25 protein-coding genes, 4 tRNA genes and 3 pseudogenes are annotated in these 24161 nt (G+C 41.1%); 15 read left to right on the top strand and 17 right to left on the bottom strand.

Annotated elements, in window-relative coordinates; all coding sequences use genetic code 11:
- Positions 1-66 precede the first annotated feature (66 nt).
- The 5 genes from AC4CU3_RS11330 to AC4CU3_RS11310 all read right to left on the bottom strand — a co-directional run bounded on the left by AC4CU3_RS11330 (position 67) and on the right by AC4CU3_RS11310 (position 4666).
- Positions 67-324: a DUF2789 family protein gene (locus AC4CU3_RS11330; protein WP_004691219.1), complete on the bottom strand. Its 258-nt coding sequence runs from the start codon at positions 322-324 to the stop codon at positions 67-69.
- Positions 325-429: 105 nt separating this feature from the next.
- Positions 430-690, bottom strand: a complete 261-nt coding sequence (locus tag AC4CU3_RS11325) for a DUF2789 family protein (RefSeq protein ID WP_004691222.1) — start codon at positions 688-690, stop codon at positions 430-432.
- Positions 691-861: 171 nt separating this feature from the next.
- The gene (locus tag AC4CU3_RS11320) at positions 862-1848 is read right to left on the bottom strand and encodes a malate dehydrogenase (protein ID WP_004691225.1); all 987 of its coding nucleotides are present in this window, start codon (positions 1846-1848) and stop codon (positions 862-864) included.
- A gap of 169 nt (positions 1849-2017) precedes the next feature.
- Entirely contained in the window at positions 2018-2680 is a 663-nt protein-coding gene (locus tag AC4CU3_RS11315) for a ribonuclease T2 family protein (RefSeq protein ID WP_490738205.1), read from the bottom strand.
- Between the two features lie 18 nt (positions 2681-2698).
- The gene (locus AC4CU3_RS11310) at positions 2699-4666 is read right to left on the bottom strand and encodes a lytic transglycosylase domain-containing protein (protein ID WP_279045031.1); all 1968 of its coding nucleotides are present in this window, start codon (positions 4664-4666) and stop codon (positions 2699-2701) included.
- A 310-nt stretch (positions 4667-4976) separates the two neighbouring features.
- Between AC4CU3_RS11310 and miaB the strand changes: the two genes are divergently transcribed.
- From miaB to AC4CU3_RS11290, 4 genes are all read left to right on the top strand, one after another.
- Positions 4977-6434: a tRNA (N6-isopentenyl adenosine(37)-C2)-methylthiotransferase MiaB gene (gene miaB, locus AC4CU3_RS11305; RefSeq protein ID WP_279045033.1), complete on the top strand. Its 1458-nt coding sequence runs from the start codon at positions 4977-4979 to the stop codon at positions 6432-6434.
- A gap of 38 nt (positions 6435-6472) precedes the next feature.
- Positions 6473-7549, top strand: a complete 1077-nt coding sequence (locus AC4CU3_RS11300) for a PhoH family protein (protein ID WP_004977846.1) — start codon at positions 6473-6475, stop codon at positions 7547-7549.
- A gap of 57 nt (positions 7550-7606) precedes the next feature.
- A complete protein-coding gene (ybeY, locus tag AC4CU3_RS11295; RefSeq protein WP_078426187.1) occupies positions 7607-8086 on the top strand; it encodes an rRNA maturation RNase YbeY in 480 nt (159 codons plus the stop codon).
- 101 nt (positions 8087-8187) lie between these two features.
- On the top strand, positions 8188-8598 hold the full coding sequence (locus AC4CU3_RS11290; RefSeq protein WP_279045035.1) for a hypothetical protein: 411 nt from the start codon (positions 8188-8190) through the stop codon (positions 8596-8598).
- A gap of 45 nt (positions 8599-8643) precedes the next feature.
- On the opposite strand, the pseudogene AC4CU3_RS11285 reads toward AC4CU3_RS11290, so the two are convergent.
- The 3 genes and pseudogenes from AC4CU3_RS11285 to AC4CU3_RS11275 form a co-directional block, all read right to left on the bottom strand.
- Positions 8644-9336: pseudogene (locus AC4CU3_RS11285) on the bottom strand (energy transducer TonB); the annotation flags it as partial.
- 31 nt (positions 9337-9367) lie between these two features.
- A complete protein-coding gene (locus AC4CU3_RS11280; protein WP_004693132.1) occupies positions 9368-10069 on the bottom strand; it encodes an IS1 family transposase in 702 nt (233 codons plus the stop codon).
- Between the two features lie 12 nt (positions 10070-10081).
- Positions 10082-10321, bottom strand: a complete 240-nt coding sequence (locus tag AC4CU3_RS11275; protein WP_279045208.1) for a hypothetical protein — start codon at positions 10319-10321, stop codon at positions 10082-10084.
- 236 nt (positions 10322-10557) lie between these two features.
- Here AC4CU3_RS11275 and AC4CU3_RS11270 point away from each other — a divergent pair, with 236 nt between their 5' ends.
- The 6 genes from AC4CU3_RS11270 to AC4CU3_RS11245 all read left to right on the top strand — a co-directional run bounded on the left by AC4CU3_RS11270 (position 10558) and on the right by AC4CU3_RS11245 (position 14682).
- A complete protein-coding gene (locus tag AC4CU3_RS11270) occupies positions 10558-11235 on the top strand; it encodes a hypothetical protein (RefSeq protein WP_078426186.1) in 678 nt (225 codons plus the stop codon).
- 155 nt (positions 11236-11390) lie between these two features.
- On the top strand, positions 11391-12101 hold the full coding sequence (locus AC4CU3_RS11265; RefSeq protein WP_279045207.1) for a DUF3108 domain-containing protein: 711 nt from the start codon (positions 11391-11393) through the stop codon (positions 12099-12101).
- A 90-nt stretch (positions 12102-12191) separates the two neighbouring features.
- Complete coding sequence (locus tag AC4CU3_RS11260; protein ID WP_490738203.1) at positions 12192-12767, top strand: xanthine phosphoribosyltransferase; 576 nt, start codon at positions 12192-12194, stop codon at positions 12765-12767.
- 276 nt (positions 12768-13043) lie between these two features.
- Positions 13044-13538 (top strand): GAF domain-containing protein, encoded by a 495-nt coding sequence (locus tag AC4CU3_RS11255; RefSeq protein WP_227518665.1) that lies wholly within the window; start codon positions 13044-13046, stop codon positions 13536-13538.
- 156 nt (positions 13539-13694) lie between these two features.
- A complete protein-coding gene (locus tag AC4CU3_RS11250; protein WP_227518538.1) occupies positions 13695-14096 on the top strand; it encodes a GGDEF domain-containing protein in 402 nt (133 codons plus the stop codon).
- A 211-nt stretch (positions 14097-14307) separates the two neighbouring features.
- Positions 14308-14682, top strand: a complete 375-nt coding sequence (locus tag AC4CU3_RS11245; RefSeq protein ID WP_004691247.1) for a hypothetical protein — start codon at positions 14308-14310, stop codon at positions 14680-14682.
- Positions 14683-14725: 43 nt separating this feature from the next.
- Here AC4CU3_RS11245 and wrbA read toward each other — a convergent pair whose 3' ends face one another.
- A complete protein-coding gene (gene wrbA, locus AC4CU3_RS11240; RefSeq protein WP_078389871.1) occupies positions 14726-15319 on the bottom strand; it encodes an NAD(P)H:quinone oxidoreductase in 594 nt (197 codons plus the stop codon).
- Positions 15320-15434: 115 nt separating this feature from the next.
- Between wrbA and AC4CU3_RS11235 the strand changes: the two genes are divergently transcribed.
- Positions 15435-16685, top strand: coding sequence for a YihY family inner membrane protein (locus tag AC4CU3_RS11235; RefSeq protein WP_005401259.1), 1251 nt, complete (start codon positions 15435-15437; stop codon positions 16683-16685).
- Positions 16686-16767: 82 nt separating this feature from the next.
- Here AC4CU3_RS11235 and AC4CU3_RS11230 read toward each other — a convergent pair whose 3' ends face one another.
- A complete protein-coding gene (locus tag AC4CU3_RS11230; protein WP_078389872.1) occupies positions 16768-17703 on the bottom strand; it encodes a DMT family transporter in 936 nt (311 codons plus the stop codon).
- A gap of 104 nt (positions 17704-17807) precedes the next feature.
- Between AC4CU3_RS11230 and AC4CU3_RS11225 the strand changes: the two are divergent.
- Positions 17808-18619 (top strand): annotated as a pseudogene (locus AC4CU3_RS11225) (helix-turn-helix domain-containing protein).
- Between the two features lie 53 nt (positions 18620-18672).
- Here the strand turns inward: AC4CU3_RS11225 and AC4CU3_RS11220 are convergent.
- The 3 genes from AC4CU3_RS11220 to AC4CU3_RS11210 form a co-directional block, all read right to left on the bottom strand.
- On the bottom strand, positions 18673-19317 hold the full coding sequence (locus AC4CU3_RS11220) for a fumarylacetoacetate hydrolase family protein (protein WP_126035217.1): 645 nt from the start codon (positions 19315-19317) through the stop codon (positions 18673-18675).
- Between the two features lie 42 nt (positions 19318-19359).
- Complete coding sequence (locus AC4CU3_RS11215) at positions 19360-19857, bottom strand: YcxB family protein (RefSeq protein WP_004691260.1); 498 nt, start codon at positions 19855-19857, stop codon at positions 19360-19362.
- Between the two features lie 270 nt (positions 19858-20127).
- Positions 20128-20204, bottom strand: a tRNA-Arg gene (locus tag AC4CU3_RS11210).
- A gap of 373 nt (positions 20205-20577) precedes the next feature.
- Here AC4CU3_RS11210 and AC4CU3_RS11205 point away from each other — a divergent pair.
- Together AC4CU3_RS11205 and AC4CU3_RS11200 are read left to right on the top strand one after the other, a co-directional pair.
- On the top strand, positions 20578-21603 hold the full coding sequence (locus AC4CU3_RS11205) for an IS30-like element ISAba125 family transposase (RefSeq protein WP_081405716.1): 1026 nt from the start codon (positions 20578-20580) through the stop codon (positions 21601-21603).
- 431 nt (positions 21604-22034) lie between these two features.
- Entirely contained in the window at positions 22035-22349 is a 315-nt protein-coding gene (locus AC4CU3_RS11200; RefSeq protein WP_490738467.1) for a YqhA family protein, read from the top strand.
- On the opposite strand, the gene AC4CU3_RS11195 is transcribed toward AC4CU3_RS11200, so the two are convergent.
- Entirely contained in the window at positions 22314-23015 is a 702-nt protein-coding gene (locus tag AC4CU3_RS11195) for an IS1 family transposase (protein ID WP_004282344.1), read from the bottom strand. The two genes, AC4CU3_RS11200 and AC4CU3_RS11195, sit on opposite strands and share 36 nt — an antisense overlap.
- 61 nt (positions 23016-23076) lie before the next feature.
- Between AC4CU3_RS11195 and AC4CU3_RS11190 the strand changes: the two are divergent.
- Positions 23077-23178, top strand: a pseudogene (locus AC4CU3_RS11190) (YqhA family protein); the annotation flags it as partial.
- 466 nt (positions 23179-23644) lie between these two features.
- Here AC4CU3_RS11190 and AC4CU3_RS11185 read toward each other — a convergent pair.
- The 3 genes from AC4CU3_RS11185 to AC4CU3_RS11175 all read right to left on the bottom strand — a co-directional run bounded on the left by AC4CU3_RS11185 (position 23645) and on the right by AC4CU3_RS11175 (position 23950).
- Positions 23645-23721: transfer RNA gene (locus tag AC4CU3_RS11185), tRNA-Arg, on the bottom strand.
- A gap of 48 nt (positions 23722-23769) precedes the next feature.
- Positions 23770-23846 (bottom strand) — tRNA-Arg (locus AC4CU3_RS11180).
- A 14-nt stretch (positions 23847-23860) separates the two neighbouring features.
- Positions 23861-23950, bottom strand: a tRNA-Ser gene (locus AC4CU3_RS11175).
- Between the last annotated feature and the right edge of the window lie 211 nt (positions 23951-24161).

Below are 24161 nucleotides of genomic sequence, written 5' to 3'. Positions count from 1 at the left end.
CGCCTGAAATCAGGCGTTTTTTATGGGTCAATTCCAGTATTCAAATGGCGGCGACATAAAATTAATTTAGGCAGTTTGAAGTTTATAAGCATCGAGGTGTAGCTGTTGATTGAGCTCATCAACCATAATCGCCCAATCATCATCTTGAACCAAATGACTGATTAATAGAGCACGTTGTGCGGAATTCCAAAACGGTGCGTCGTGTAAAGATTGATGAGCAGGAAGTTGATGCGTACGAATATATAACTCGATGGCAGCCGCACTATTGGCGAGTCCCAGTTGCGAAAATAAAAGCTCTAAGGATGGTTTATGTTGACTGAGCATCTCGGCCTCCTTATCAATACTATTGTCAATTATTATTGAATTAACTTATATGTATTTTCTAAAAAAACCTAGTCATAAAACTAGGTTTGTTGTTTCAATTTGTGATTATAAATGACACGAACCTGAAAGCGTATGTTCTGTATGCAATTGTTCATTTAACAGGTCGACCACCATTGCCCATTCATCATCTTTTTTCCAATTACTGATAATGAAGTCATGCTGTGCTTTTGACCAAAAGGGTGCTTTATGCAATGGAACGTCTGAAGTAAGTTGGTGTGTTTCAATAAACTGATCGATTGCTTCTGCACTCGCATCAAGCCCCAATTGTTCAAATAAAAGTTCTAAAGTCGGTTGTTGGTCAAACATCATTGTTCTCCTCAAGCCCTGATCATGCCCTCTTAGAATAAACCTTTGGCCATCTATGCTCAGTTGTATCTACATCACAGCATGTTATTTTTTGTTCAACACCCCCCATATAAAAAAGCACCCCAAATGGAGTGCTTTTTCAAAACAGATCTTGAACAGATCAGTTTTTAATTATTTAAGCATGTCAGCAATTGCTGCGCGCTCTTCTTCAAGTTCTTGAAGAGTTTTGTCCATACGCTCACGGCTGAACGCATCGATTTCTAGGCCTTCAACACGTGTGTATTCGCCATTTTCGCAAGTTACAGGAACACCGTACATTACACCTTCAGGAATACCATAAGAACCATCAGAAGGAATACCCATCGTTACCCATTCGCCATTTGTGCCAAGAGCCCAATCGCGCATATGGTCGATCGCAGCGTTCGCAGCTGAAGCAGCTGAAGACAAACCACGCGCTTCGATAATCGCAGCGCCACGTTTACCAACAGTTGGAAGGAATACATTCGCGTTCCAGTCAGCATCGTTGATTTTGTCTTTTAAGCTTTCGCCGTTTACAGTTGCAAAACGGTAGTCAGCATACATCGTTGGAGAGTGGTTACCCCAAACAGTCATGTTTTTGATGTCTGCTACAGCCACACCCGCTTTTTGAGCAATTTGAGTCAACGCACGGTTGTGGTCAAGACGTAACATTGCTGTGAAGTTTTTCGCTGGAAGATCTGGAGCAGATTTCATTGCGATGTAAGCGTTTGTGTTTGCAGGGTTACCTACAACAAGTACTTTAACGTCACGGCTAGCAACTTCGTTTAGTGCTTGACCTTGACCGATGAAGATTTCACCGTTCACTTTCAATAAGTCAGCACGTTCCATACCAGGACCACGTGGACGTGAACCAACCAATAACGCGTAGTCAGCATCTTTAAATGCAACTTTTGGATCATCAGTACCGATCATGCCAGCCAATAATGGGAAAGCACAGTCGTCTAATTCCATCATTACGCCTTTAAGCGCAGCTTGAGCTTTCTCAAAAGGAACTTCTAACAATTGCAGAATAACTGGTTGGTCTTTACCTAACATTTCGCCACTAGCGATACGGAATAATAGGCTATAACCGATTTGACCAGCAGCGCCAGTAACGGCAACGCGAACAGGTTGCTTCATGTACTTATCTCCATTTGAGGAACGTTATATGATTAAATAGCTGTTCTATCTAATCTTAATAATCATAAACGGCAAAGATTGTACTCCAATACTTTGGCAGATGCATGTAAAAGAGAATGAATTCCAACAAAAGTATGATAGGAAATATAAATTAATTTAAGGAAAGAGATTAGTAAGAACCCTTGATCGCAAAAGAATTTGGGCAGTTTTCTTGTATATTCTCTGCACAGCCTTTGTACTGACCATTGGGTTTATAACAAACTTTGACTTCGGTCAAAATATTGGTTTGACGGTGAGTACGACAGCTAAAACGGAGCCCGCTGGCAGGCAGTCCGGGATTTAAACGCTGGAACTGTCCACGTAAACTGTGCAGTTGTGCGGTTTTATTTTCAGATGAAGTCAAATCTGCTGGAATTTTTAAACGTTCTGCATAATTAATCACGTTACGGAAATATTGACTGGCACTCATCGGCACACACCCCCCAATCTCAGCCCATAACTGGCGACGTGCATGCTCATCGGGCATCACCCTAGCCACCACTTTAGTTTGAAGCGGAGACAATACAGCTGAAGATTTGGTCTGACACTCTCGTGTTGTAGTTTCAGGATACAAGCCAGTGATATTGAGTGAATAGCCTTCCAAACATTTCCGTTTCTTTGAGCCTTGGCTATCAAACAAACACACGGCAGGTGTCATTTGAACTTCCATCACATAACCAAACACGGTCGGTGTTGCATGAGCTGATGTCGCAAAAAATCCCATAGCTATGCCCCTGCTGATCAACAGCAGAAGCTTTTGCGTTAAGACAGATTGGGATGACATCAAAACCATAAAATACCTAGGCCTTTATCATTGACTTCTAAAAGGGATATTTTGCATGCGCTGGGTGATTGACTGTGGTCTCTGTCCAAGCAGAACACCATAATGGGTCGCATTACTCATGACATGCTTGACGTAATCACGAGTTTCAGTCAGAGGAATACTTTCTGTGTATTGGTCCGCCGCAATTGGCTGATTTTCAGGCTGCCAACGGCGCGCACGATTTGGCCCTGCGTTATAACCGGCTGTGGCAAGTACAGGACTGTTGCTTAATTGGCTTTGAATCATGGACAAGTAAAATGTGCCATAACGAACATTGGTATTCATATCACTCAGTGCAGCAGGATTATAGGTTTCACCCATTTGTCTAGCGACCAGTTTTGCCGTATCTGGCATGATTTGCATCAAACCACCTGCCCCGACATGCGAGCGAGCATGGGTAACAAATCGGCTTTCTTGGCGCATTAACCCATACGCCCATGCAGGATCTATGCCTGCATTGCGACTATGGCTGACCACATAGCTTTGATGCGGCATGGCATAACGATAACTGTAGTTATGTTGCTTGACGGTTCGATCGGCTGCATAGATCGCGCGGTCATACCATCCCATTTCGGTTGCACGTTTGGCAGCAGCCAAAATTAAGCCATCATCTTGTTTTAAATACGCTTGTCGAACTGCCCAATTCCATTCACGGTTGACATAATTGTCTGGCGCATTGACGTTGCGCAGTGCAAAAGCGCGGCTAAAGTGAATATCTTGACTCAAACGCTGCGCATCCGCATTGCTCGGTTGGGTATTTGCTGGAATCGTTTGATAACGCTGACCAATACGATCTTTTGCCAATAAGTTATGATAATCGTCACCTACTGACAATTTTTTGAAGATCTCGCGCGCCAGTGCTTTTGATTTTGCATCACCACGTTGTTCTGAAGCACGGGCTAACCAATACTGCCAGCGATCTTCTTGTTTCTGCGTCACACTCATGCCATCAATGGCACGAATGACACTCTCCCATGCGCCGAAACGAATGGCTTGGCGTGCATAAATTTCAGCTTCTTCTTCACTCAGTGCTAAACCATAGCTCCGATCGAAAGCTTGCAACACTTCGACATTAAAATTATTTTTCATGACGGTTGTGCCACCGATATACCCCACGGCTCGGTACAACGCTTTTTGCACCGACTCAGGTGTCCCCTCAGCAGCACGCTTTACCGACGCCAGTGCAGTATTTAGATCACTGTCGGCTAAGCGCCCAATGGCATAAATTAAATACGCTTGATCTGCCGCCGATGCTTTCGGTGCGGACCAGAGATAGTTCAGTGGATCGGCTTGAATGCTATTCAGCTGCGCCAAAGACAGATTCATACCAATGGTTTGTGCGGTTGCAACTGCTTGACCTGACTGCCCTGCACGTAGCTGCGCCCATAAACGTTGTTGTTTGTCTTGTTCCGTCATCAGTGGACTAGACAACATCATGCGCCCCAGCCCTGTACAAGACTCAGGCTGTGAATTGGTCGTGAGCCAAACATCTTTATATTCGGCAAAAACCAAAGGATCGCCTGACTTGGCACGGACTTGCGCCATGGCACAGCTTTCTGCGCGATCTGCATTGGACACATAGGCCAATACTGGCTGCGCAGAAGCAAAGTCGGCCATTTTGACTTTTTCTTCGATGTAATCTGCTGCTAACTTCTCAGCCATAGCAGATTGCGGATAGCGCTGTGCAAAATTGACAATATTCGCCGCAGGTTGCAACGCCAAATTACTGTTAAGTACCCAATATTCAGGGTAATAACCCAGCACATCACCCTGCATACTGCTTTGATATTGTTGTAATAAACTAACATTGCCAGCATTTGCTGCACGCAAGGCATCATTAAACTGTTCATCTGCGGCATGTGTCGCTGCAGATAGACCCAAGGCAGCCACACCCAACGCAAACACTTGATAATATTTATTCTGTAATCGTTTTAACATGGGTTTGCCTTCAGTCATCTTTGAATTGCCTAGTCTCATCTCATCATTTTCATTAGTTTAATAACTCATAACAGACTCTATTGTTCTCTTATGTAACCTTATGATTAGACAATATTAATTTTCCTGCATTTTCACTTCACAAATCAATCTTTTTAGCTTCAGATTTAAAGCTATAAGTTTATTCAGATTTCCTGCTAAAATATGCGCCTTTCGTAGATTTCACATGGTGTTTGATCGTCCTTTTTTGTCGCCAGCCAAGCTCTGCTTTCGCCGCCACAGATACCGATCAGACACAAAAACCTAGATTTATCCCCCCTTAGGAGCCTACATGACGGTTCAAACCTTCATTCCAAATAGTGCCCAAGCTGCCTCAGAAAACACTGTTACCCAGCCACAGCACACCCCAGCCATCGATGGATCAGTTAAAAAACTGTATATCGAAACGCAAGGGTGTCAGATGAATGAGTATGACAGTCACCGTATGGCAGACTTACTTGGCGACTCGCACGGTTATGTGCTGACCCAAGACCCGAAAGAAGCCGATATTCTACTCATGAATACCTGCTCGATTCGTGAAAAAGCCCAAGAAAAAGTGTTCTCTGAATTGGGTCGCTGGCGCAAGCTGAAAGACAAAAATCCGGATCTCATCATTGGTGTCGGTGGTTGTGTGGCCTCGCAAGAAGGCGACAACATTCAAAAACGTGCCAATTATGTAGACATGATTTTTGGCCCACAAACCTTGCACCGTTTGCCACAAATGCTGGATCAGCACTTTGATCAAATCGAAAAACCCAAGAAAGAAAAAATCAAATTGGTAGATATTTCTTTCCCAGACATTGAAAAATTCGACTTTTTACCTGAACCGCGTGTGGAAGGTTACAAGGCTTTTGTTTCAATTATGGAAGGTTGTTCAAAATATTGTTCATTCTGTGTGGTGCCCTACACTCGTGGTGAAGAAGTTTCTCGCCCACTGGATGATGTTTTAGCTGAAATTGCGACCTTAGCCGAAAAAGGTGTCCGTGAGATTTCTTTGTTGGGTCAAAACGTCAATGGTTACCGCGGTGAAACGTTCGAAGGCAATATCTGTACTTTTGCAGACTTGTTACGTCTGGTTGCAGAAATTCCTGGTATTGGGCGTTTGCGCTACACCACCTCACACCCGCTTGAATTTAATGATGACTTGATTGAGTGTTACCGTGACCTCCCGCAAATGGTGTCGCATTTACATTTACCCGTACAAAGTGGCTCAAACGATGTATTGCAAGCCATGAAGCGTAACCACACCATTGATGTGTATATCGACAAAATTGCCAAATTACGCAAAGTCCGTCCAGATATGCATTTATCCAGTGACTTCATCATTGGCTTCCCGGGTGAAACCGATGCACACTTTGAAGAAACCTATCAATTCATCAAAGACATGGACTTCGACCATTCCTACAGTTTTGTCTATTCAAAACGTCCGGGTACACCTGCGTCTGATCTTGAAGACACCACCTCTGAAGAGGTGAAAAAAGAGCGTCTCAGTAAAGTTCAAAAATGGATCAAACGCTCAAGTATTGACAAGACCGATGCCATGCTCGGCACCATTCAACGCGTTTTGGTCGAAAAGGTTTCTGACAAAGATCCAAACTTACTGATTGGTACGGCGGATAACACTCGTTATGTGAGTTTTATCGGTGATGCAGCATGGGTCGGACGTTTCGCTGAAATCGAAGTGACAGAGATTAAAACTTTGAATTTTGTTTATGGTGAACTCTTGAATCTTGAGCCTGACGTGGCGTAATGTAAGGGAATAGATTCTGACTACTTAAAGGAATTCTCTTGACTGCAGCGATTCGACGTACAGTAACTTTTCCTGGGGTTTCAATAGAACGTTTAAAGAGCATGCTCGGTGCTTATAACGGCCATTTGAAACAAATCGAACAGCGTTTAGATGTCACTATTTCCCATCGAGGTGATGCATTTTATGTCGATGGTGAAATGGATGCAGTTGAGAGAGCCGAAGGTCTGCTCCATCGCCTGCATGAAGAAGCAGAAAATACGGCACAAATCAGTGCCGATACCTTACACCTCATGATTCAAGGCAGTCAGACTGACCGTGAATTGCAAGAAGACCTCGACGGGCAAGAGCACACTGGTTTAGATGAAGTATGGCTCCAAACCCGTAAAGGTCGTATCAATCCACGTGGTGCCAACCAAAAACGTTATGTGCAGCGTATTCTACAAAGCGATATTTCTTTTGGTATTGGACCTGCGGGTACAGGTAAAACCTATCTCGCAGTTGCAGCCGCAGTCGATATGCTAGAACGTAATGAAATTCAACGGATTTTATTGGTTCGTCCTGCCGTTGAAGCGGGTGAAAAACTTGGTTTCCTACCGGGTGATTTAAGCCAGAAAATTGATCCCTATTTACGCCCACTCTACGACGCCTTGTATGAAATGCTAGGCTTTGAAAAAGTGGCCAAACTGATTGAACGTCAAGTGATTGAAGTGGCACCACTGGCTTATATGCGTGGTCGAACTTTAAACCACTCTTTCGTGATTTTAGACGAAGCGCAAAACACTACACCTGAACAAATGAAAATGTTCCTCACACGCTTAGGCTTTGGTTCGCGCGCAGTGATTACAGGCGATATCACACAGGTCGACTTACCGCGTGGTCAGCAATCCGGTCTGGCGCATGCTTTACGCATCATCGACAAAATCAAAGAAATTCACATTACCCGCTTCCACTCTCGTGATGTAGTACGTCACCAATTAGTCCAAAAAATTGTTGAAGCTTATGAGGGATGGGATGCAGAACAACATCGCTTAACGGCTGAAGCGCGTGCTGAACGCAAAGCGCGTCAAGAGGCCTTAGTGGCTGAAAATGATGCCGCTGCCGATGCTCAGCATTAAGTTAAAGTCTGCGGGCATTTTAAAATGCCCGCAGATATCATTATTTAAGGATCTATTTTGAAACTGAGTCTTTCTCTACAACAGGACTTTCAAGCACCTGAGTTGGTCTTGAAACGTGGCTATATCAAAAAAGTTGTAGAAACTGTTTTACGTCATATTGGTACACAAAGTAACTGTGAAGTTGGTATTGCTTGTGTCGACCATGACGAAAGTCATAAATTGAATTTGGAATATCGCGGCAAAGATAAATCAACCAATGTGTTATCTTTCCCGAGTGACTTGCCCGATGAAATGGCGCAAATTCTTGACTCATTTCCTATTGGCGATTTAGTCATTTGCATTCCTGTGGTGCTGTTGGAAGCGAAAGAACAAAACAAAGCGCCACTGACGCATTTCACCCATATGTTGGTACATGGCACTTTGCACCTCATGGGCTATGACCATGAAACGTCAGAAGCAGATGCTGAAGAAATGGAAGGTATCGAAATTGAAATTTTGGCTAAACTCGGTTTTGAAAACCCTTATTTAGAACAATAGCTATTAGATCTGAAACAACTCACCCGATTCATCTCGATGTGTCGGGTTTATTTATGCTAACAATAATGCAAGATGAAAAAATAGATGAAGAGATTATAAAAATGCATACATCGATTTCAAAACTACTCTGCATTATCGCCCTATCTTGCACTACACCACTTTATGCCAAGAGCAATGATGAAAATCAAACATCTTGTCAAGAAGTGAAGTTTCAAGACGCAGATCAGGTCTGGGCTGGACATTATTATTTGCAGGGTGTTATGGAGGTCGGTTCCGAACTTTTACTAGAGAACAACGGTAAATTTAAATGGTACTTAGCTGTCGGCTCTTTAGACCAATATGCTGAAGGGACATGGTGGAAAAATGGCAACTGCATTGGTTTAAAAGCATTACCGAAATATAGCAAGCACTTAGAAATTTTTCCTACCCGCCTAGATGTGGAAGAGTCTCATTTAACTGTGACTTGGATCGGTGGACGTCAAGACGGTGCCTATGTACGTGCAACCCAATAATCCGAAGTAAGCAAAATCATCAAAGTACACTTAAAAGTGAACAGCTCAGTGCACTTCAAACTCTGCCTCTGCTGGGTCAAAACGCCATGTACGCACAATGCGTAACTCAGAAATATCCTTCATTTTGGCATCAAATCCACCAAATGGTGCAGCCTTACGTACCGATGCTTTTGCCGCCTCATCGAGCATCTCATGACCTGAACTATCAATCAGGCGAATAGCACGGATGCCTCCTGATGCATTTAGAATCACCATTAAACGCACTTCACCCGCCAGCCGCTGCTGTTTAGCTGCTTCTGGATAGTAACGGTTGCCATAAAACTCCACTTTCTGACGGAACTTTTCAAGATAGGCGGCCGAAATATCTTGCTTGGCTTGAATACCATCGACTGTTTTAATTTTTTGCTGACGACTAAAGTTTTGTTGGCGTTGTAAATATTGCGCTTCAAGGCTGGCCACCATTGCTGCTTTGGCTTGAAACTGACTGTTCATTTCTTCCATGGCTTTTTTGCGCTGATTATCCTCAGCTTGTTTTTGCCAACTTAAAGTCGTCATCAACAGTTTTTCTTCAAAATTCAGTTCACGTTTTTGTTGGATCTGCTCTAAAGTTTCACGCTGCTGTTCGCCTGTACTTTGCTCAAGCATCGGTGCGGGCATGTCACTCGACATACGATGTGATTCACGAAAGGTCCCTGAACCTTGTTGATCGGCTTGCGCTAAAAAATCTGCATTTTCAATTTTTGGTGGTGTTTTAAAAAGTATGCTGACATTAAATGAAGCCATTATTGATGTAAAAGAAGGTTAAGTCGAAGGCTTTAAAATGGTTTTCAAGCTTTTTGGAGAAATTACAACTTCTTCTAAAACCACGCCTTATTCGATGCCTTATTTTGCAATTATTACCTTCAATTCCTACAGTAAAAAACTTACCAATACTTTGCTTGCAGTTTTTAAAAGCAGTGATGAAACTGTCCCAATGATCACTTGCAATTCGGGTGTAGTGAATACCTAATTGTTTAAGCTTTGTCTTCAACCTTTGGACTGTAGCTAAATCTCTCTTACCCCAAACATAAGCAACAATCTCACCTGTTTCTCGATGGTAAGCGTAAATAAGCCATTGTTTATTATTTTTATTTCCAACAAAAGTCCAGAATTCATCTACTTCGAGAGATTCATAATGACTTTGTTTAGGCTGAATTTGATAGGCCGATTCAGTTAAAGTCCGTAAGACTTTACCGATACTAATGCGCTCAACTTCAGCGATATCTCGTATACCGCTGCCTCTGACCATTAACTGTAATATTTTACGAGTAATGCCAGAATTACATCCTAGATAGCTCAGAGCATGGTCACCAATAAACTGACGTTTGCAGTCTTTGCATTGGTAGTTCTGTTTCCCATCTACTTTGATGCCATTTTTCTTTATATTGTCACTGAGGCAGGTTGGACATTTGATTTCTAGAGTTATTTGCATTTCTCTATTTTATCAAAATTCAACCTGCTTTTTTTTAGCATACTTTTTGATACACCACCCAATTTTTTTATCAGAAGGGCGTAAAGTGACAGCAATTTCTTTCACTGCCGCATCATTTTCTTGAGGCATAGCAAATTGCAAAGTCAAAATCACGAGATGCAAAAATACCGCCAGTACGACGGTCGCTGTAAAAATTGGGTCTTTCCACCAATCATGAGCCAAAGGCATTACATTTATTTTTCTAAGCATCACACCAAACCGACAATTTGTCTTGTTCCCCAAAGCGCATGCGCGCAGTATAAAATAGACACAGTCTTCATTTTATTGCGTAGAATGAGACCTTGTGCCCTTTAGATTCACTGTTTCGTAAAATCATGAAAATGGTGCAATTAATTTTGCTAAACTGCAAGGTTCATGAGCAGTATTTTTCAAACATTTCGACCAGAGATCTGATCGCTCAAACACGTTGATTAGCTAGGACACCTCTTATGCAAACGCTTATTTCCAACATTTCAAATCGTTTACGCCAAGTTTATCAAAAGGCGGAAGGATTTATTGAGGATGAGCGCGAGTTTCCAATGTCTCAAGTCTTTTTAAATGCCACTTTTCAACGTTTTGTGACCGACAACGTGAGAATGTTGAAAGACCTGCATGCTGACTTACATGATGATTGGTTACGTTTATATGCCACGCTCGACTATAACGGACTCAAACTCACTCTCTCGGTAGATTTGAAACTGGCACAAATGGAATTAAATAAAAAAACACAGTTGATCGTATTTGAGCAAATCAGTGACACCAGTGTACTGGATGCTGAATACCCGACGATTTTTCATAAAATGGGAGTGCGCTGTGCTCTATTCTTTTATCAAAAAGTCCTGAACCAAGACCCCTTAGGCATGATTTTAGAAAAACTGAATGTGATTAAAGTCAAAGATGATCTGCTGCATTTGGATTTGAATCGCTGGTTAGGGAAAAACCGTTCCATTATCGATACCTTAGGTAAAGTCCACGTCAATCATGCCGTATTGCGTGAAGCAGAATTGGTAGTGATCGGTAATGTCAACTTAACGGCATTGTTCAATAAGTTTTCGCAAACCTCGATCGATGACTTGATTGAACCCAATCTAGACGAAAGCACTGTCTCGCCAATTCGACAAAAATAACTCGGGATGCTGCGACTAAAATGTGACTTAAGGTGGGTAAAAGAAACATAAAACTACAGTTTGCCCTATGTTTCGAATTTTTTCTTCATAATCAACGTGCATAATATTTCTATGCAAAAAATTTGTGCCTACAACTGAATAGGAAACTTTTTCTTATGGCTAAATCAATGTTGAAAACAGTCGCAATGGCAACAGGTGTCAGCACCTTGCTCTTTGTCGGTTTCTCAAGTCAAACCTTTGCCATGAGTCCATTCCAAGCCAGTTATCAATTTAACTATAATGGCAAAAACATGGGCTCAGCGACACGTACGTTATCGAAATCGGGCAACAACTGGGACTATGTCTTTGCAGCGAAAGCTGGTGGTATCGCCTCTGCAACCGAAAGTAGTCGCTTTAGTTTTAATGGTAAGCAAATTCAGTCCAGCAGTTTTAGTCGTAGTAGTAAAATTTTGGTGCATAACAACACCATGAGTATTAACTTCAATCCAGCGGCAAAAACCATCAATACCAAGAAAGACAAAGAAGCGCGTTCTTTCGCTTGGAAAGCCGGCGTACTGGATGAACTGAATGCTGAATTACAGCTTCGGGAAGACATCAAAAATGGCGGTTTAAAATCGACTTATTATTTGGCCGATGCCAAAGAAGTGGAAGCACGTAAATTTGTGAAGCAAGGTTCTGAGTCAATCAAAACCGATTATGGGACCTTTGACACCATTAAAGTGGTCATGAAACATGACAAACCTGGCCGCGAAACCATTTTCTGGTTAGCACCTAAATTGGACTACCTTCCAGTCAAAGTCAGCCATGTGGATAAGAAAACATCCTATGGATTGCTATTAACGGGTTATAAAGGTGCAAGCAATTAGTCATTTTGACGAATTTTACTTGCATTTTTTCAGGTGCTTCCTAAAATACGCTTTTGCTTGAAAAAGCACCTGCCCCTAGAGGATTCTCCCGTGTACGCACTAGAACAGAAAATCTTAAGCGAAGGTATCGTTCTATCTGATGAAGTTCTGAAAGTTGATGCTTTCTTAAACCACCAAATCGATCCGGTTATGATGCAATTAATCGGTAAAGAATTTGCTGCTCGTTTTAAAGATGCAGGCATCACTAAAATCATCACGATTGAAGCATCAGGTATCGCACCTGCAATCATGGCAGGTTTAGAACTGGGCGTGCCCGTTATTTTTGCGCGTAAATACCAATCTTTAACCTTAAAAGATGACCTTTACCGCTCAAAAGTCTTTTCGTTTACCAAACAAACGGAAAGCACGATTGCAATTTCAAATAAGCACATCAGCTCAGCAGATAAAGCCCTCGTGATTGATGACTTCTTGGCTAACGGTCAAGCAGCATTGGGGCTGATTGACCTAATTCACCAAGCGAAAGCAGAAGTTGTCGGTGTCGGTATTGTGATTGAAAAATCATTCCAACCTGGTCGTGACATTTTGCTTGAAAAAGGCTACCGCGTTGAATGTTTGGCACGCGTAAAGTCTTTGGCAAATGGTACTGTTGAATTTGTTCGTGACTAATCACGGCGTTTAACTTCAAAAAAGAGCACTTCAGGTGCTCTTTTTTTGTCACTCAGATGACCCGCGGGTCATCCACATGTAAATGCCACATTTGCGCTGTAGGTTATTTTTAATTTAAAGTAAAAATATATCGTTTTTTTTCAATTTAATTACACACTGAAGTTGGAGAAACGCGATTTATATAGCATGATCAAATCTAAAAGGTAATGTCCACTTTCTAAGAGCAAAACCAATAAAGACTAAACTGGATACTATTTTATAGAGATACCGTATTGAATGATAAATAAGAAACAATTAACTGAACGATCATTTACCCCAAGCCAATTATCTGGATTTGATGGCGTACACTCCATTCAACTCCCTGTAGACTTCATTCACGACTTGAGTAAAGCAGACTCCTTACAAGCTGTTTTAGATACCATTGCTTACTGGATTTCTCACGTGTTTGATGCGGATCGGGCCAGTATTACCCTGCAAGATACTGAAGAATATCTCAAGCTGTATTCGATCTCAGGCAATCATGCGATTCTGATGGATTTTAAAATTCCGATTGAGCAGACTTTTGTCGGACGAGTCTTTGCTCAGTCTCAACTGATCATTTGCGATGACCTCGCTCAGTCGGATGAGCTGGATTGTAAAATGCTTTCCGAGCATGGCATGGGCACCTGTATGGATGCGCCTATGATTCACAATGGCGTGTGTATTGGCACCTTAAATGTGGCAGATCAACGTAAATATCACTACACCCTACAACAAGCGATTCTTTTATAGAGCCTCGCCACATGGTTAGCTTTAAATATTAAACTGCATTTACAAGTGCAAGAAATGGCGGTCTTAACATCTACAGATGAACTCACAGCAACCTTTAATCGTCGAGTATTTCTGCAAGAAAGTAATCAAACCATGTAGCACTTCAGCCATACTCGCGTGCCATTTACGATAGGTATCTTAGATATTGATCACTTTAAACAGCTGAATGACTGTTATGGGCATACCGCAGGTGACCATGTGCTGAAAAAGATGACCAAAAAAATCCGCAGCGTACTGCGTGACGAAGACTTTTTAGCCCGTATCGGTGGTGAGGAGTTTGCGATTATTTTACCCGCCTGCTTGGGTGATGAAGCCATGCGGGTCTTTAAACGCATTTGTTCAACGATTGAAGCCATGGAAGTGCATTATGAGCAAGAAGTGCTGTGTTTCACAGTCAGTATAGGGGTTGCTGAAGTCGGCAAACATGACGCAGATGCAGAGGATGTCTTTAAACGTGCAGATAAAGCCTTGTACTGTGCCAAGCAAGCAGGAAGAAACCGAATTCACTTTGCCAACTAAACCATATTTAAAAACACAGCATAAACTACTCAAGAAAATTACAAGTTTAATAAATATTATTGCTGCAAGTTCAACTAAGATTTACTCTAGATTCAGTTGTTTAGATCTTTCAAATTCAAGCGCAAAACACGGTTGTTTTGCGCAACGTGTCATCCACACCGTAAAACGGCTGCCAGCTTCAATCACTGGTATCCCAATAGGCCAATAGACTATGGAAAATACAATTCTCTGCCCAAAATGTGGCTCTAGTGATGTTGAAAAACGCAATCACGAGCAACAACTGACTAAAATTGGGGGCGTATTGCTCAGTTCGGCAGGTGCAACTGCTGGTACCGTCGGTGGTGCAGCATCTGGAGCCTCTATTGGTGCGGCGATCGGTGCAGCGGCTGGACCTCTTGGGGTGATTATGGGTGGTACCATTGGCACTTTTGTCGGTGCAGTCAGTATTGGTGTGACAGGTGGTTTTTTAGGACATCGTTTTGGTAAAAAAGCGGGTGTGATTGTCGATAAAAATGTATTTCTTGACTATAAATGTCTCAAGTGCGGTACAAAGTTCAAAGAACAGCATCTGAAGCCAGCCCAATAATAAGAAGCCCATCATTGATGGGCTTTTTTCATGTCTAAATATTCTAGGCTTGTAGTTTCTTCACAACTTCCCCAAGACGCTTACCTTGAGCTTCGCACAGCACTTTTTCATCTTGGCTTAAGCGCTGATCATGTCGAGGCCCGCTGACATGGCTAGCGCCATAAGGTGTTCCACCTGTTTTAGTATGTGACAATGCGGGAATGGCATTGTTCAATCCTAAAATCATCATGCCATGATGAAACAATGGTGGCAGCATGGTCAATAAAGTACTTTCTTGCCCACCATGCATCGAACCTGACGAGGTAAACACACAAGCTGGCTTGCCATGCAGTGCTCCATTGAGCCATAGACTGGTGGTCTGGTCGAGGAAATATTTCATTTCAGAGGCCATGTTACCAAAACGGGTTGGTGAGCCTAGTGCCAAACCTGCACAGTTTGCCAAATCTTCTAAACTACAATAAATATCGCCTTCTGCAGGAATACTCGGCTCTGCTTCCTTCACCACAGCCGCAATATTTGGCACCGTTCGAATTTTAACTGCAATACCACTGGCTTCAATTCCATTTGCAATCAGATGCGCCATTTCACGGGTACTGCCATATTTGCTGTAATATAAAACTAAAACATAGGTTTGCATGAATAGAGTTCGGTGACAGAAAAAATAAAACTATACGGTATTTTTCCTATTTTTTGGTTAAGCTTAGGGTGAAAAATGTAGAAAAGATGAAGAAAACAAAAGAGATACTTTGCCTATGTTAGAACAGTACTTAAGAAAACTTCCTTTCTATGAGAAAACTTGGTTTCAGTTCGTTTTATTTGTACTGCGACGCTTTGAGGCCGATCGATGTCGTGAACAAGCGGGTTCACTGACCTACACCACCCTGTTTGCCGTCGTTCCGATGCTAACCGTTTTTTTGGTGATCATTTCCTCAATCAAAGCGCTTGAACCTGCACGGCAGCAATTACAACAACTGATCTATAGTAATTTTTTACCGAAAACCACGATTGCTTTTGATAAGGCCTTAAATGCGTTTACCGATAAATCCAGTAATTTAACCATTATTGGGATCTTATTTTTATTCGTCACTACCGTCATGATGCTAACCAGCATTGAAAAAGTCTTTAACCGTATTTGGCGAGTCCGCGAAACCCGCGGCGGCATTATTGGCTTTATGCGCTATTGGACCATTATTTCTTTGGGCCCTATTCTACTCGGTAGTGCCTTTGTTATTTCGTCGACGATGGCTTCCCTCAATGTTTTGAGCAATAATTTTGCAGGCTATGAACTCAATGGCGCATTTGTCCTGTGGTTGATTTCTTTCTGTCTAACGGTTTTAGGATTTTTTATCCTGAATTGGACTATTCCAAACCGAAGTGTCCCAATTAAATCCGCTTTGATTGCAGGCTTATTTAGTGCTGTCGTGTTTGAACTCCTGAAAAATTTGTTCGGCTTTATCATGTCAAACTTCACCAGTTATGAAGTCGTTTATGGTGCCTTTGCTGCGATTCCTATTTTCTTATTATGGATTTTTTTGTCGTGGAATATTGTCCTGATCGGGGTCGAAATTAGTTATGCACTGACCGCATTTACTTCCCATAAAGAGCAAAAACGGCACCCTGTCATTATGCTACTAGATTTGCTGGAGCTGTTTTATAAAAAGCAACAGCAAGGACTCAGTGTCTCTGATGATGAAGCTTTAGATGTTTTAGGAAGAGATGAATTGGGCCGTTGGCCGAGTTACGTGTTTATGCTTGAACAGCAAAACTTAGTCAAACGTACCGATGACAACCAATTTGTACTAGTACGTAATTTATCTCAAGTCGATTTTTGGAGTTTTTACAGCAAACTTCCTTACCCTTTACCAAAGCGTAAAGATTTGGGTAATGTCCATCCTGATGATGTCTGGATGCAAAAAATTGGCCCAGCGTTAGTAGAATCGGATGATTACTTGGCTGCCAAACTTGCCATTCCGCTGTCTACAATTTTTGATGATAAATCTTAAAACTTCATATTAAAAAGCGTGTCCAAGACACGTTTTTTTATATGCTGAATCAAAGCAGTCTGAGCTCAAGCTTACTCTGTATTTACTGCAAAGCCACTTTAAATGCCTGTGCATACTGCTTAATTTTATGATGCAAACTCACCGCTACCACCCCCATCAGCACAAAGCATGTTCCCACCAAAAAGTTGAGTTCTAGCTGTTCATTGAGTAACACCACACCAAAACACATACCAAAGATTGGGGTCAAAAAAGAAAAGACGCCCAACTGCGATGCCAAGTATTTTTTCAACAGCCAAAACCAAATCAGATAACTGGCAAATGACACGACAACGGTATGGAAAAGCAAACTTGTAAGGGATAATACAGACCAGTGAATCGTCGCTTGTCCCATGAAAAAAGCCACAGGGAATAACACTAAAAATGCGATAAACAGCTGATAAAATAAAGTTTGGGTCGCAGGTGCCTCTGCTAGTTTAGTCAGCCGAACAGCAATAGTCGTGGCTGCCCACAACACCCCTGCTAAGAGTGCTAAAACATCACCCCAAAGTGCAGAACTTGCAGCTGCTTGTGAAACTGCAGGAGGAAATAAAAATGCTATCACGATCCCAAAAAATGCACATGCAATGCCCAACCACTGGATAAGTGATAAACGTTCAGCAGGCAACTTCCAGTGCAAACCCAATGCTACAAAAATAGGCGCGGTATACAGCAAAACCACGGTATGCGCCGCGGAGGTAAAACGTAAAGCTTGAGCGACCAGAAAAAATTCTGCTGCAAATAAAAGCCCGACTAAAATTCCTGCGGCTAAGTAGTCTCGCCCCCATAAAGATGTGCCCTTTGCCAGCTTGATCATGGGGTAAACCATGAATGCAGAGAGACCTGAGCGAAGTGCAATTTGCATCACTGCAGAAATATCGGGGGCAGCAAGCTTTAACGCCACTTGTTGTAATCCCCACAAAATACACAGCCCAAACATAATCCCTGAAGCTTTACTGTCCAGCGCTTGACGACTACTCACGACCTGCTCCACTGAAAAAGATCAAAGCTCACTATAGATTTGTCTGAAATAAAACATATAATTTAAAACAGACAAGAGATCTTCTTATTCAGGCAATTTCAGCCATGCCCCAACGACAACAAAAAAAGAGCGCGCCACTCAAACAATTACCGACCAATGATGATATTGATAAATTATTGTGGATCAGCTTTCGCGAAGACCCCGCGCAGTCGGTTTATCCCGTGCATGGACATGCATGGGGCGAATTTGTATACGCCTTTAATGGTGTGATGGAAGTGAATATCAACCAGATTGACTACCTTACCCCGCCACCTTATGGCATTTGACTTCCACCCAATGTAGGCCCATAGCAGCTTAAATCGTACCGATGTTTCGCATGGCACCTTGTATATCCATGAAAGCTTATGCACTCATCTGCCTCAACAAGCCGGTATTATGCTCAGCTCATCTTTGGTCTCGGCACTATTTAAGCATTTGAGACAACACAGCCTGCCAGATGATGCACCTGAACATATGCGCTTACTCTATGTCTTGCTTGACCAATTACACCATGCAGAATTGGTCAGCAGCTATTTACCGCACTCTGAACACCCGACCCTGAAAAGTATTTTAGATTTTTTACATCTGCACCCTGCGGACAACAGTTCTTTGCAACAACTGGCAGTACAGCACAATATGACTGAACGCACACTCGCACGTTATAGTCAAAAAGAACTTGGCATGTCCTTGAATGAATGGCGACAGCGCTTAAAAGTCATGAAAGCCATGAGCATGCTGACAGAAGGAAAAAAAGTCGAAAGTATCGCGCTGGATTTGGGCTATGCCAATGCATCGGCCTTTATTAATATGTTTAAACGCTGGATGGTATATACCCGATCAGTTCCGCAAACTGTACCATAGCCACCAACAGCACTAAAAAAAGATCACCGAAGTGACCTTTTTGAATGATGGGATTTAAAAGCCTGTAAATTAAGCTTGAACAAAGGTATTCCAAGAATAGTCTTGGTTTTTACCTTTTAGAGTCATTTTCAACTGCTCACCCGCCTGTAATGCAGCAACCCCAGCAGGTGTACCTGTCATGACCACATCGCCTGCTTCTAAAGTGAAGACTTGGCTCATGTCGGCCAACAAGGTGCCAATGTCAAAAATTAAGTGTGCGGTGTTGCCCGCTTGGCGCAGCTCATCATTGACATGAAAACTGTAGTGCACATCATCCCAGTCCTGTACCACATCGGAAACAGCAACCCAGTCTGCCAGCACACACGAACCATCAAAGGCTTTAGCACGTTCCCAAGGCTGGCCTTTGGTTTTTAAGTCATCTTGTAAGTCACGCAAGGTTAAGTCCAAACCTAAAGTCACAGCTCCCACCGCTTGCAGGGCTTGAGCTGGATCGGCGGCTTTGCTTAGGCGATGGTCAATGCGTAAAACCAGTTCACATTCATAATGGCAGCTGCCCCATGCAGGATTCCAAGAAATGCCCGCATCTAAACTGAGCAAACTGCTCGGTGGTTTGATAAATAAAACGGGACGATCAGGAATCGCATTGCCTAATTCTTTGGCATGGTCTGCATAACTACGACCGACACAGACAATTTTAGATGGACGTGTACTCATGATCTTCCTCTGATTTTTTGATGGTGTTATGGAACAAAATGCTTATTTTTTGAAAGTATTTTCAAATTTTGCTTGATCCGCACTATCGGCCAACGCACGCTTAGGCACAATCACCACAGTACGGTTTTTCAGCTCAAGCATATAGGTCAACTTGCCACTGGCAAACTTTTGCACTTCATTATAATGGACCACTTGCTTGCGACCATTGGCATAAATTTCCGCATAATCTTGGTATAAATCGATGCCTTGCTCACTTTTACCAAACTGATATTTCACAAATTGGCGCTTAAACATCATCGGCAGAAACCAATAGCGCATGAGAATTTGTAAAACCAAGAAAAATATACCCAACGCCACATAGTAGCGACCGACACCTGAAAAGCCGAGCATAAAGCCCCACACAATAATCCCGACACTAATCAACGGCGTGATAAAACGCGTCATTTGCTTTTTACCAAAGGTCGCTAAGGCAAAACCATCTTGGGATTCTTCTAAAGTGAGGAAATAACGTGTCGATAATGCAGGCTTGTTTTCTGACATAGGGTCATATCAAATAGCTAAAAATATTGTGCTCAATACTACAACACAATCGGTCATTTTTTTAGGACTTTAGCAGATCGATGTTGATTAGCTGGCGATCCACTTAAGCCGAGGCCATACCGATATCAGAACCACATCATAAAACTGAGATGCAAGAAACAACTGCATACATACGGAAAAAGATCCATCCATGCTATGGATTTCTACTGAACAGAAAGTGCAGGCACAAAAAAACCGCAACATGTGCGGTTTTTTCAATATTGATCAAGTTGGTGCGCTCAGAGAGATTCGAACTCCCGACCCCTTAGTTCGTAGCCAAGTGCTCTATCCAGCTGAGCTATGAGCGCGACGTCTTGATGGGGTGCATTGTATATGGTTTATTTCATTTTGATAAGTCATTTTGTAGTAACAAACCATCAAATGTTTATTAATCGTACATAAATCAGATTAAGTCGCTAAAAAATATATAAATAATTATAACATTCGCTCAATACATTAAAAATTAGTGCAAATTCACAAACAGCAACCACAACTAGTATGAGATTCTTTATAATCAAATAGAAGAATTACATAAAATTAATTTAAGATACAAATGCCAAATCAAACAGATCAATCAACTTTAAACATGAGTAAAATTGGACCAGCAATAGCATCTGTACTTATCCTGGCAGAGTAAAACTTGAAGTGCGACATAAACCACCTAATTAATTTAAAGGGTTTATGGAGTATATAAAATTGTCATACCATCATCTTAACTTTGAAGATCGTACTGCATTAATGCTTGAGTCAAGAAAAGAAGGCTTTTCAGCCAGAAAATTTGCTGAACTCATTAAAAGACATCCTAGTACGATCTATCGTGAGCTTAAAAGAAATAGCATCAATGACGTTTATCAAGCTCGATATGCTTCTGATAACACTTTTGCTAGACGTAGACGTGGTCACAGAAAACTCAAAATCGATTCAATCCTCTGGAAATTTATTGTTGAAGCGATCCGTTGTTTATGGTCTCCTCAGCAAATAGCAAAGCGTTTAAAGACATTTCCTGATTTGGATCAAACAATGAATGTAAGCCATACAACGATTTATTCAACGATACGAGCATTACCCAAGGGTGAGTTGAAAAAAGACTTATTATCCTGTCTGCGTCATGAAAATAAAAAGCGAAAAGCTAACGGTGAACCTAAAAAAGATTCTATATTACAGGATATTAAAACTATTCATGAGCGCCCAGCCGAAGTTCAAGAAAGAAAAATACCGGGTCATTGGGAAGCTGATTTAATTAAAGGTAAAGACAATAAAAGTTCGATAGCAACACTTATTGAACGAAATACACGGCTCTGTATCTTGGCAACATTACCTGATGCAAAGGCAGAATCAGTGCGCAAGGCTTTAACTGAAGCTCTGAAATATTTACCTGCAGAACTGCGTAAAACGTTGACCTATGACCGTGGACGTGAGATGTCAGAACATAAAATACTCGAAGAAGATTTAGGCATAGATGTATATTTCTGTGACCCACATTCACCCTGGCAAAAAGGCACATGCGAAAATATGAATGGTTTAATTAGGCAATATTTACCTAAAGGGATTGATTTAAATCAGGCAGATCAGCATTATTTAAATCAAGTTGCCATGTCACTGAATACTCGTCCTAGAAAGGCGTTAGATTGGCTTACACCATTAGAGAAATTTGCTCAGCTTGTTGATTATCATAAGGCTTTTGAAACTGTCGCACCTCATGTTTGAATTCGCCCCTGTTCATCGTCATTGGCTATTCTATTAAAACAATAAAAAATCAAGTTCGACATATTGAAAGCTTACACTCAAACGAATGGCACGTATTTGAAAGGCATATGAATTCAAACTATTTTTTTACCGTGTCAAAATTTCGAGATAATCGTAAAAGCCTATATATAAGCCAGAATGGTGACGTATTTTATTCTCAACTTTGCACTAACAAACTAAAAAATATCTGTAAATTAGTAGACCTCTTGCGAAAGTATCGTTTTGCCTAATTTTTGAATTGGCTAAAACCTTATTAAATGTAGCTTTAGGCTGTTTAAATTTTGACTAACGCAATAGGTCTAATGTTAAGTGGCTTTGTTGCACAAAGATTTCATAACTATATGATTTTAAAAGTTTTGATTATTTTTTGATCCAAAATTAAATTTATTTAAATCAGATGCTTACATATTTATGCAACAAAGCCACTCCTCGATGTCTCGTTAATTGCTATTACATTTCATTTAATTTCAGCAGGTTTTTATAAATTATTTATTCAACAAGCTATTTTTGACAATAGTTCTTTTCTTAAGACACTATCAATTAATAAGTTTCATGATCTAAAAGTTATTATATTACATGTATCTATTATAGTTATAGTCATCTTGTTTTTAGAAGATATTGTTGTTTTTGGTGGAACTTTAGCCGGTGGTGTTTTAAAAAGTATGCTGACATTAAATGAAGCCATTATTGATGTAAAAGAAGGTTAAGTCGAAGGCTTTAAAATGGTTTTCAAGCTTTTTGGAGAAATTGCAACTTCTTCTAAAACCACGCCTTATTCGATGCCTTATTTTGCAATTATTACCTTCAATTCCTACAGTAAAAAACTTACCAATACTTTGCTTGCAGTTTTTAAAAGCAGTGATGAAACTGTCCCAATGATCACTTGCAATTCGGGTGTAGTGAATACCTAATTGTTTAAGCTTTGTCTTCAACCTTTGGACTGTAGCTAAATCTCTCTTACCCCAAACATAAGCAACAATCTCACCTGTTTCTCGATGGTAGGCGTAAATAAGCCATTGTTTATTATTTTTATTTCCAACAAAAGTCCAGAATTCATCTACTTCGAGAGATTCATAATGACTTTGTTTAGGCTGAATTTGATAGGCCGATTCAGTTAAAGTCCGTAAGACTTTACCGATACTAATGCGCTCAACTTCAGCGATATCTCGTATACCGCTGCCTCTGACCATTAACTGTAATATTTTACGAGTAATGCCAGAATTACATCCTAGATAGCTCAGAGCATGGTCACCAATAAACTGACGTTTGCAGTCTTTGCATTGGTAGTTTTGTTTCCCATCTACTTTGATGCCATTTTTCTTTATACTGTCACTGAGGCAGGTTGGACATTTGATTTCTAGAGTTATTTGCATTTCTCTATTTTATCAAAATTCAACCTGCTTTTTTTTAGCATACTTTTTGATACACCACCCTTTAGCCAACTTATATGCTGGTATTTCTTCTAGCCTAGTCATATTAGCAATAATTTTTACTTGTAAGCTATTAGATAATGATCATCACAAAGACGATGAATAACTTAAATCGCAAGGACTCAAGTTTATTCATCTGAAATAAAAGTTGAAAGTGTACTTTTTTATGCTCAAATACATAAACGGACAGGGCGATATACTTCACTACATTTAAAAGACATCGTTTTCATAGATCAAAATAATCGCCAACAAACATTTAATTATTTAACTACTTCTCCAGATGATCAAAACTCTATTTCTAATAAAAAAAATAGTTTATGGATTTCACTCATAGTCATATTTATAAGTTATTTATTCTTCGGATCCCTGGCATCTTTTCAGATTTCCGATAGCATTCCTCAAAATATTAAAATGCAAAAAAAGATCAATAAAACTATTATTATCGCAATCTGTATGTGTTACTGCTATTTAATTGCAATCACATTAATTACATTTTTGAGAAATTAATATTTTTCAAATATAAAATGATCAGACACAAAAAAACCGCAACATGTGCGGTTGATTGTTCAAGTTGGTGCGCTCAGAGAGATTCGAACTCCCGACCCCTTAGTTCGTAGCCAAGTGCTCTATCCAGCTGAGCTATGAGCGCATTACTTGTGTGCCAATTCAGGCGATACGTTACATACAGTTTACTTATTGGTGCGCTCAGAGAGATTCGAACTCCCGACCCCTTAGTTCGTAGCCAAGTGCTCTATCCAGCTGAGCTATGAGCGCGACATAAGTAAAGTTGGCGGTGAGAGAGGGATTCGAACCCTCGGTACAGTTACCCGTACGCATCCTTAGCAGGGATGTGGTTTCAGCCACTCACCCATCTCACCGTAACGTGCGGCCATAATACAAACTTCATGCTAGCACTGCAAGCACAGACACTCAATTTTTTGCATATTTCTGTTCAATTAAATACTTTTTAAACAATTTAGAGCGGATTCATTCGAATTTTTTCTTTTCTCTACATCTGCATGTTGAATAAAACAGCAGATATTCTAAATTGCCGACATAAAACACAATATTGCAATCATTTGCGTGCAG

Source organism: Acinetobacter sp. 802_lipA, from assembly GCF_058242885.1.
This window is presented reverse-complemented; position numbering and strand designations above follow the sequence as displayed.

Coding starts and splice junctions, on each gene's coding strand:
- AC4CU3_RS11330 (WP_004691219.1), bottom strand. CDS start 324: ATGCTCAGTCAACATAAACCATCCTTAGAGCTTTTATTTTCGCAACTG.
- AC4CU3_RS11325 (WP_004691222.1), bottom strand. CDS start 690: ATGTTTGACCAACAACCGACTTTAGAACTTTTATTTGAACAATTGGGG.
- AC4CU3_RS11320 (WP_004691225.1), bottom strand. CDS start 1,848: ATGAAGCAACCTGTTCGCGTTGCCGTTACTGGCGCTGCTGGTCAAATC.
- AC4CU3_RS11315 (WP_490738205.1), bottom strand. CDS start 2,680: ATGGTTTTGATGTCATCCCAATCTGTCTTAACGCAAAAGCTTCTGCTG.
- AC4CU3_RS11310 (WP_279045031.1), bottom strand. CDS start 4,666: ATGACTGAAGGCAAACCCATGTTAAAACGATTACAGAATAAATATTAT.
- miaB (WP_279045033.1), top strand. CDS start 4,977: ATGACGGTTCAAACCTTCATTCCAAATAGTGCCCAAGCTGCCTCAGAA.
- AC4CU3_RS11290 (WP_279045035.1), top strand. CDS start 8,188: ATGCATACATCGATTTCAAAACTACTCTGCATTATCGCCCTATCTTGC.
- AC4CU3_RS11280 (WP_004693132.1), bottom strand. CDS start 10,069: ATGCAAATAACTCTAGAAATCAAATGTCCAACCTGCCTCAGTGACAAT.
- AC4CU3_RS11270 (WP_078426186.1), top strand. CDS start 10,558: ATGCAAACGCTTATTTCCAACATTTCAAATCGTTTACGCCAAGTTTAT.
- AC4CU3_RS11265 (WP_279045207.1), top strand. CDS start 11,391: ATGGCTAAATCAATGTTGAAAACAGTCGCAATGGCAACAGGTGTCAGC.
- AC4CU3_RS11255 (WP_227518665.1), top strand. CDS start 13,044: ATGATAAATAAGAAACAATTAACTGAACGATCATTTACCCCAAGCCAA.
- AC4CU3_RS11245 (WP_004691247.1), top strand. CDS start 14,308: ATGGAAAATACAATTCTCTGCCCAAAATGTGGCTCTAGTGATGTTGAA.
- wrbA (WP_078389871.1), bottom strand. CDS start 15,319: ATGCAAACCTATGTTTTAGTTTTATATTACAGCAAATATGGCAGTACC.
- AC4CU3_RS11235 (WP_005401259.1), top strand. CDS start 15,435: ATGTTAGAACAGTACTTAAGAAAACTTCCTTTCTATGAGAAAACTTGG.
- AC4CU3_RS11220 (WP_126035217.1), bottom strand. CDS start 19,317: ATGAGTACACGTCCATCTAAAATTGTCTGTGTCGGTCGTAGTTATGCA.
- AC4CU3_RS11215 (WP_004691260.1), bottom strand. CDS start 19,857: ATGTCAGAAAACAAGCCTGCATTATCGACACGTTATTTCCTCACTTTA.
- AC4CU3_RS11205 (WP_081405716.1), top strand. CDS start 20,578: ATGGAGTATATAAAATTGTCATACCATCATCTTAACTTTGAAGATCGT.
- AC4CU3_RS11195 (WP_004282344.1), bottom strand. CDS start 23,015: ATGCAAATAACTCTAGAAATCAAATGTCCAACCTGCCTCAGTGACAGT.